Source organism: Dokdonella sp. (assembly GCF_039926425.1).
Lineage (GTDB): Bacteria > Pseudomonadota > Gammaproteobacteria > Xanthomonadales > Rhodanobacteraceae > Dokdonella_A.
The window spans coordinates 1-7,330 of sequence record NZ_JBDSWZ010000084.1; the positions used below are offsets into that span (position 1 = coordinate 1).

Here is a 7,330-nt window from a genome sequence, read left to right on the forward strand (position 1 = left end):
GCGCCGGTCGGCGGCAGCGTGGTCATTGCTGCAAGGGCCAGAAGATCGGGATCAGCCACATCGACATCGCACAGAACACGGCGATCAATGGAATGCCGACTTTCATGAAATCGCTGAAGCGGTACCCGCCGGCGTAGTACACCATCGTGTTGGTCGGGTAACCGACCGGTGTCGCGAACGAGGTGGCTGCAGCAAATGCGACTGCGATGACGAACGGTTTGGGATCGGCGTGCGCCGAGTGCGCCACCGACACCGCGATGCCGACCATCAGCACGACCGAGGGATTGTGTCCCATCAGCTCCGTCAGCAACGCGGTGAGGAGATACACCATCAACAGTGCTGCCAGCGGTCCGTGCGAGCCCACGAGGTGCATGCCGCCCTCGACCAGCGTTGTCGACAGGCCGCTGGTCTCGATGGCCGAGCCGAGTGGCAGGATCGCGGCGAGCAGGACGATGATCTTCCAGTCGATGCCCTTGTACAGATCCTCGCGACCGAAGCATCCGGCAATGGCCATGGCGACCGCACCAGCGATTGCTGCGACCGGTATCGGCAGCAAGTGCAGGCCGGATGTGACGATCACGCCGACCATGATCGCGATCGCGGCGATTGCGCGACGCGGAATGCGGCGCATGTCCTCGCGTTCGCTGAGCACCACCAGCCGATCGTCGCCACGCACCGCGTCGACGGCGTTGTCGCCGACCAGCAACAGCAGCACGTCGCCGGTCGCGAGCCGCACCCCCTTCAGTTTCTCGCGCAGGATTTCTCCGCGCCGATGGATCGCCAGCGCAATCGCGTCATGGTTGCGCTGGAAGTCCAGTTCTTCGAGCGAGCGACCGTCCATGTTCGTGTCGGGCTTGATCATCACCTCGACGAGCACCCGCGCCTTGCCGTGATCGGGCCCGTAGCGATTCTCGGGGTCGAGCTCGAGGTCGGCACTGGCGCGCAACTCCTCGATCTTTTCCCAATCGCCGCGCACCAGCAGCACGTCGCCTGCCACGAGAGTCTGCGAGCGCGGTGACCACAGATGCTGGTCGCCGCGCAGCAGTTCCAGCGGATAGACGCCGTACTTCTCGCCGAGTTTCACGTCGGCAATCGTTTGTCCGACCAGCGGTGACGTCGCGGACAGTTTGAGCTCGGTGACGTACTTGCCGACCTGCGGATCCACGGTGGCCGTCGCAGGCAGATCGCGCGGAAGCAGCCAGCGTCCGACCAGCATCAGATAGACAATGCCGACCGCGGCAAGCGGCACGCCGAGGCGCGCAAACTCGAACAAGCCGAACGGCGGCAGTCCATGCTTCTGCGCGAGGCTGTCGGCGAGCAGGTTCGACGAGGTACCGATCAGTGTGCACACGCCGCCCATCTGCGCGGCATACGCCATCGGCATCAGCACGCGTCCGGGCGGCGTGCGCGTGCGCGCGCACACACGAAGCGCGAGGGGCAGGAACGTTGCAACGAGCGCGATGTTCTTGACGAACGCGCCCATCGGTGCGATCGCGAGCATCAATGCGAGCGTGAGCAACCACGGTTTTCGAATGCGTGAAAGCAGCCGGCCGAGCGGCTCCAGCGCACCCGAGCGCTCGATACCGAGGCTGAGTGCGAACATCGCAGCCACTGTGATCGTCGCTTCGTTGCTGAAACCGGCGAGCGAATCTGCGGGCGAGACCAGCCCGCATGCAACCAGCAGCACCAGCACCATCAGTGCAACGAGGTCGATGCGCACTTTCTCGCTGGCGAACAGCGCGATCGCGCCGACCACGATGGCCAGCGTCGTCCAGGCGGGGAGGCTCATGGTGCGGTGTTCTCCGAAGTGGTGGCCATCGACCGCAGATCGATGCGATGGCCGTCGAGGTGCGGTGATGCGTCGCGTTCGATGCGTACGCGCAGGTCGAACCACGCGGCTTGTCCAGTGACCGGATCCGCGTTCGCATAACGCGCGCGTCCGTCACTTGACCGCAACGATTCGTCGATCAGATGGTTGAGCAGAAAAGCGTCGACGTTCTCCGGCGCGTTGGCCGACAGCGTCCATGCGCCCTTGTGTTTGCCAATGGCGTTCCACGTCCACACCGTGCCCGGCGCGGTGCCGGCATGGAGTTTCGCCTGCACGCGAATGCGTCCGAGCGGTGCTGCAAGCCAGATCCAGTCCTCGTCGGCGACGCCGTTGGCCTGCGCCGTTTCGGGATGCAGATAGAGGAAATTACGCGTCGCGATCTGCCGAAGCCATTTGTTCTGCGACGCCCACGCGTGGTACATGAACATCGGACGCTGGGTGATCGCGCTGAGTGGGTATTCGCGAAGGCTTGAATGGTGTGATGTTTCGTTTGAAGAGTCCGCGCAGGGATGTGCGGTTTTGCCTTGTTCTTCGCGAACGGCGCTTGAAACAGACCCATACCAGAACGGCAGCGGATCGAAGAACCGCGCAACGCGTTCCCGGTCACGCGCAGGCGGCTGGCTCTTGCCATGTCCGAGCGCGGCGAGACGGAACCGCTGCAAGGTTTCGGCGTAGAACTGCAGCACGATCGGCTGCGTCGATCCGACGAATCCGAGCGATTTCGCCCAGTCGAGATAATCGCGGTTGGCCATCTTGAAATAGCGACCCGCGGCGGGAACGGGTTCGTGCCAGTGACAGCCATTCTCGATGTAGCGCGCGAGCTGGTCGGGATTCGGAGCGCCGACGCCGCTGGCAGAGCCGTCCATACCGCGCCAGCCGGCGAGCAGGCCGACCCCCGGCGCGCGCTCATGTTCGACCATGTACTGCGCATAGCCGCGCGGATATTTCGCGGTGCCGTCATCGTTCACAAGGCCAGGCAATTTCAGCCGCGTGCCGAGATCGAGCAACACATCCTGAAACGGCCGTACATCACGGTCGGGCTGCACGACCGGCTGGCGAATCGCATCGCCGGCACCGTCGGCGTCCGAGATCGGGCGATCGAGCAGGCTGATGCAATCGTGACGTTCCAGATACGTGGTGTCCGGCAGCACGAGATCGGCGAACGCGATGGTTTCCGAATCGTAGGCATCGGCGTAGATGATGTGTGGAATGCGGTACTCGCCGGTTGCAGCATCGCGATCGCACAACATCGCGCGCGTCGCGCCGGTGTTCATCGACGAATTCCAGCCCATGTTCGCCATGAACAGGAATAGCGTATCGATGCGGTACGGATCGCCGGCGTGCGCATTGGCGATCACCGATTGCAACATGCCGTGCGCGGCGAACGGATGCTCCCACGAGAATGCCTTGTCGAGACGGCGTGGGGCGCCGTCCGCATCGACCAGCAGGTCGGCAGGCGTGTGCACGTAGCCAAGTGGCGCGGCATCGAGCGCGCCGTTGGGCTTGCGTGTTTTGCCCGGGCGATTCGGCGGCGGCGCGGATTTCGGATACGGCGGCTGGTAGCGGAAGCTGCCCGGCGTGTCGATCGCGCCAAGGATCATCTGCAGCAGGTGCAATGCGCGGCAGGTGTGGAACCCGTTCGCATGCGCGGCGATACCGCGCATCGCGTGCATCGCAACGGGACGACCGATCATCTCGGCGTGCTCGCGACCCCATGCGTCGGTCCAGCGCTGCGCAATCGTGATCGACTGGTCGAACGCGGTGTCACCGAGTTCGCGCGCGAGACGGCGGATCGTGTCGGCGGAAACGCCGCAGGCATCGGCGACTGCGTCCGGCGAGAACTCGTCGGAGAGATAGCGTTCGGCGAACAACTGGAACGCCGGGACCGCGCGTCGTCCGTCGGCGAGCGCGTAGTCGCCGACGATCAGCGGTGCGATGTCGATTGCATCGGCGCGTTCGACGCGCGCAGTCGATGGAGAGTCCGCACGAACGGCGCACAGAGCATTGCCTTCCGCGTCGCGCGCGATCATCCCGTCGTCGGCTGCGCCCGGCGCCATGATGACCAGATGATGCGCGTTGGTGAAACGCACCAGGAACTCCAGATCGACCCGATCCGCGTTGAGCAGTTCGTGGATGAACGCGCCGGCCAGCAGGCCGTCGGTGCCGGGATTGATCGGCACCCACTCGTCGGCGATCGCGCCGTAGCCGCTGCGCACCGGATTGATCGCGACGATCTTCGCGCCGCGCGACTTGAGTTTGCCGAGGCCGAGCTTGATCGGGTTCGAATCGTGATCTTCGGCAACACCCCAGAGCATCAGGTATTTCGTCAGCTCCCAATCGGGTTCGCCAAATTCCCAGAATGATCCGCCGAGCGTGTACATGCCGGCTGCTGCCATGTTGACCGAGCAGAATCCGCCGTGCGCCGCGTAGTTGATAGTGCCGAACGCCTGCGCCCACCAGCCGGTAAGCGCCTGGCTCTGGTCGCGACCGGTGAAGAACGCGAGCTGGTCCGGATCGCGCGATCGAATGTCGCCGAGCCATTGCGTCGCGAGATCGAGCGCCTCGTCCCATTCGATTTCGCGAAACTCGCGCGACCCGCGCTCGCCAATGCGCAGCAGCGGCTTCGACAAACGTGCCGGCGAATAGTGCTGCATGATTCCGGCCGATCCTTTCGCGCAGATCACCCCACGATTGACAGGGTGCGTCGGGTTGCCGTCGATGTAGCGAACGCCGCCATCCTTCAGGTGCACGCGGATGCCGCAGCGACACGCGCACATGTAGCACGTGGTCGTCTTGACCTCGTCACCGGTCGGCGTGTTGAGTTCGAGTCGGGCGTGCGGCACGGGAACCTTGCGATGCGCGAATCGCGTCATGGTAGCGGAAGCGTTCACCGATCGGACCCGTGGGTCACCATCTTTCCGCCAGTGGCGGCGCGGACGCGATGACGCGGGCGGATGCGTGCGTCACCGGTACAATGCCCGCTCCGCTGGCCGGCCAACGCGTGTGCAGGAACACGATCGATCCATGGATCATTCCGATCCGCAGGTGGCGCGCGTGCCGCTTGCGCTGCCGCGTGCGTTCTACCGCCGCGATTCGCGTGAGGTCGCGCCCGATCTGCTGAACAAGATCCTGCTCGGACCGGACGGTTGTGCCGGTCGGATCGTCGAAACCGAAGCGTATTGCGGCGCGATCGACGAGGCCGCGCACACGTTTCGTGGAAAGACCGCGCGCAATGCGACGATGTTCGGGCCGGCGGGCCATCTGTACGTGTATTTCACCTACGGCATGCACTGGTGTGCGAATGCGTCGTGCGGCGACGAGGGTGTCGGTGTCGGCGTGTTGCTGCGCGCCGTTCAGCCGCTGACGGGACTCGCGTTGATGCGCGAGCGGCGACCGCGTGCGAAGAACGAGCGTGAGCTCTGCAGTGGGCCTGCGCGTTTATGCCAGGCGTTCGGTATCCGCGGCTCGGATGACGGCATCGATCTGGTTGCCGGACGTTACCGGATCGCCAGCGACGGCATGCCGCCGCCCATCGAACCCGCTGTCACGCCACGCGTGGGCATTTCGCGTGCGATCAACCTGCCATGGCGCTGGTATGTCCCGGACAACCGGCATGTGTCGAAGCGGTAGCCATTGCCCGGGTTGCGCGCGAAATGTCTGCTTTTCGGCGAAATCGTGTTTAGCAATGGACATTCCTCGGAAATACGACGATGCCGACTGAATCCATTCCCATGCCATCGACATGGCAGAACGTCGGCCTGCGCACCTCGCGCATTGCGACGGTTTTGATCAGCAACGCGATTCCGATCGTCGGGGTCCTGCGTTATGGGTGGTCGGCGAGCAATGTCCTCGTTCTGTACTGGCTGGAGAGCTTGCTGATCGCAATCCTCATGTGTCTGCGCATTGCCGGACATTGCCTGCTGACGCGTCGGAAGGGGCACTGGCGCACGGGCCAACTGACGCCGTCTCCGCGGAACCTCGGCAATCGCCCCGTGATGATGCGCGACTACGCGGCAGTTGCCTTCCCGTTCACCCTCGTGCACGGGATTTTCGTCATCGGAATCACCTACATGTTGGCGATGAATCATCCCGATTCCCCGGTATGGGGTTTCGACTTCGTCGCGTTCAGGCATGGCGCACTGCTGCTGGCCGGCGTCCTGGCGGCGGAGTTCTGCCTCGACATGACGGGAATGCGCAAGCGCCCCTTTGCATGGATGCGCGCCTGCACGCAACAGCGCATGGGACGCGTGCTGGTGCTGCACCTGGCGATCATCTTCGGAATGTTCGCCGCCGCGGCAACGGATTCGCCTTACGCCGTTCTGTATGTGCTGATTGGCCTGAAGACCCTGTGGGATCTGTCCACGTCCAGCGCTGGCGATGCGCCGGCGGCACCCGCTGACAAACCACCGCCGTGGTTGATCACGGTCAGCGAACGGGTCGGCAAGGGAAAGATCAGTGGCGCCGATCTGCAAAAGCAGTGGAAGGACAGTCGCGAGGCGGCGCTCGAGCACGCCATCGAGGACGAGCAGGTCATGCCCACGAAGAACGGGCGGCGCTGACCGATGCGATGCGTCGACCGGCGTGGCGTTCGACCTGGCGTGCTCAGTTCGGCGCGGCAATCTTGATCGCGGCGTCGTCGAAATCGGAGTAGTGCACCCGTGTGGTGCTCGCCCGACCCATGAAGCTGCCGGTCGATTCGATCTGGATCACCAGGCCACTCTTCTTTGACACCCACGCCTTCGAATCCGACTTCACCGGCTTGGTCACGCTGTATGCGTACACCTTGGCAGGCTCACCGTCGACGCTGTCGTCGGGCAACGCCTTCACCACGATGTCGCCTTCCACGTCGTGCAGGAAGCGCTCGCTGCGGAATTGCGTGGTCATCTGGCCGACGCCGGGAACCGGCAACTTTGTCAGCTTGCCGTTGATTTCCATGAACATGTCGTCGCCGATGATCAGGTTCGTCTGTCCGGTCGAGGCCTTCATGCGATAGCGATCCGGCGCGACGAATTCCATCGACGTCATCTCCTTGCCCTTCTTCACATCGGTGACCGTGGCACGGAAGCTTTGCGCCTTGAGGAACTTGCTGAAGGCCTCGTGGAGTTCGTCTTTCGGCGCGGCATTCGCCGCTGCGCATGTGAGGGCAAGGACCAGTGCCGCGAGGATCGTCGTGGGCGTGCGCATGCGGTGCTCCGATGGCGTTGTCGAGGGGACGGTGTGAGAAACTACCGGATAGTACGCAAACTCGAATCTGTTCGGGACACCCTGCTCGATGGACCGCTACGAACGCATCCTGACGCTGCACCGCATTCTCAAGTCCGCGCGTTATCCAGTGACGCTGGCGCGGCTCAAGGACGATCTGGCGTGCTCGCGCGCAACGCTTTACCGGGACATCGCGTTTCTGCGCGATGCGCTCGGTGCGCCGATCGAAAACGGCGACGCGGACGAGCCGACCGTCCGCTACGCCGCCGACGCGGCCGACCGCTTCGAGTTGCCGGGTCT

6 protein-coding genes are annotated in these 7,330 nt (G+C 64.0%); 3 read left to right on the top strand and 3 right to left on the bottom strand.

Annotated features, from left to right (window positions below; all coding sequences use genetic code 11):
- Positions 1-22 precede the first annotated feature (22 nt).
- Complete coding sequence (locus ABIV12_RS05380) at positions 23-1,789, bottom strand: SLC13 family permease (protein WP_348057016.1); 1,767 nt, start codon at positions 1,787-1,789, stop codon at positions 23-25.
- Positions 1,786-4,719 carry a molybdopterin-dependent oxidoreductase gene (locus ABIV12_RS05385; protein WP_348057018.1) on the bottom strand — a complete coding sequence of 978 codons (2,934 nt, stop codon included), beginning with the start codon at positions 4,717-4,719 and terminating at the stop codon, positions 1,786-1,788. The genes ABIV12_RS05380 and ABIV12_RS05385 overlap by 4 nt, the downstream gene beginning before the upstream one ends.
- 133 nt (positions 4,720-4,852) lie before the next feature.
- Between ABIV12_RS05385 and ABIV12_RS05390 the strand changes: the two genes are divergently transcribed.
- Both ABIV12_RS05390 and ABIV12_RS05395 read left to right on the top strand, forming a co-directional pair.
- Positions 4,853-5,458: a DNA-3-methyladenine glycosylase gene (locus ABIV12_RS05390; RefSeq protein ID WP_348057020.1), complete on the top strand. Its 606-nt coding sequence runs from the start codon at positions 4,853-4,855 to the stop codon at positions 5,456-5,458.
- A gap of 80 nt (positions 5,459-5,538) precedes the next feature.
- Positions 5,539-6,387, top strand: coding sequence for a DUF6498-containing protein (locus tag ABIV12_RS05395; protein ID WP_348057022.1), 849 nt, complete (start codon positions 5,539-5,541; stop codon positions 6,385-6,387).
- Between the two features lie 43 nt (positions 6,388-6,430).
- Here the strand turns inward: ABIV12_RS05395 and ABIV12_RS05400 are convergent, their stop codons facing one another.
- Positions 6,431-7,012 carry a hypothetical protein gene (locus ABIV12_RS05400; RefSeq protein ID WP_348057024.1) on the bottom strand — a complete coding sequence of 194 codons (582 nt, stop codon included), beginning with the start codon at positions 7,010-7,012 and terminating at the stop codon, positions 6,431-6,433.
- 88 nt (positions 7,013-7,100) lie between these two features.
- On the opposite strand from ABIV12_RS05400, the gene ABIV12_RS05405 reads away from it, so the two are divergent.
- Positions 7,101-7,330 (top strand): helix-turn-helix domain-containing protein (locus ABIV12_RS05405; RefSeq protein ID WP_348057026.1); only part of this gene is annotated, 230 nt, incomplete at its 3' end.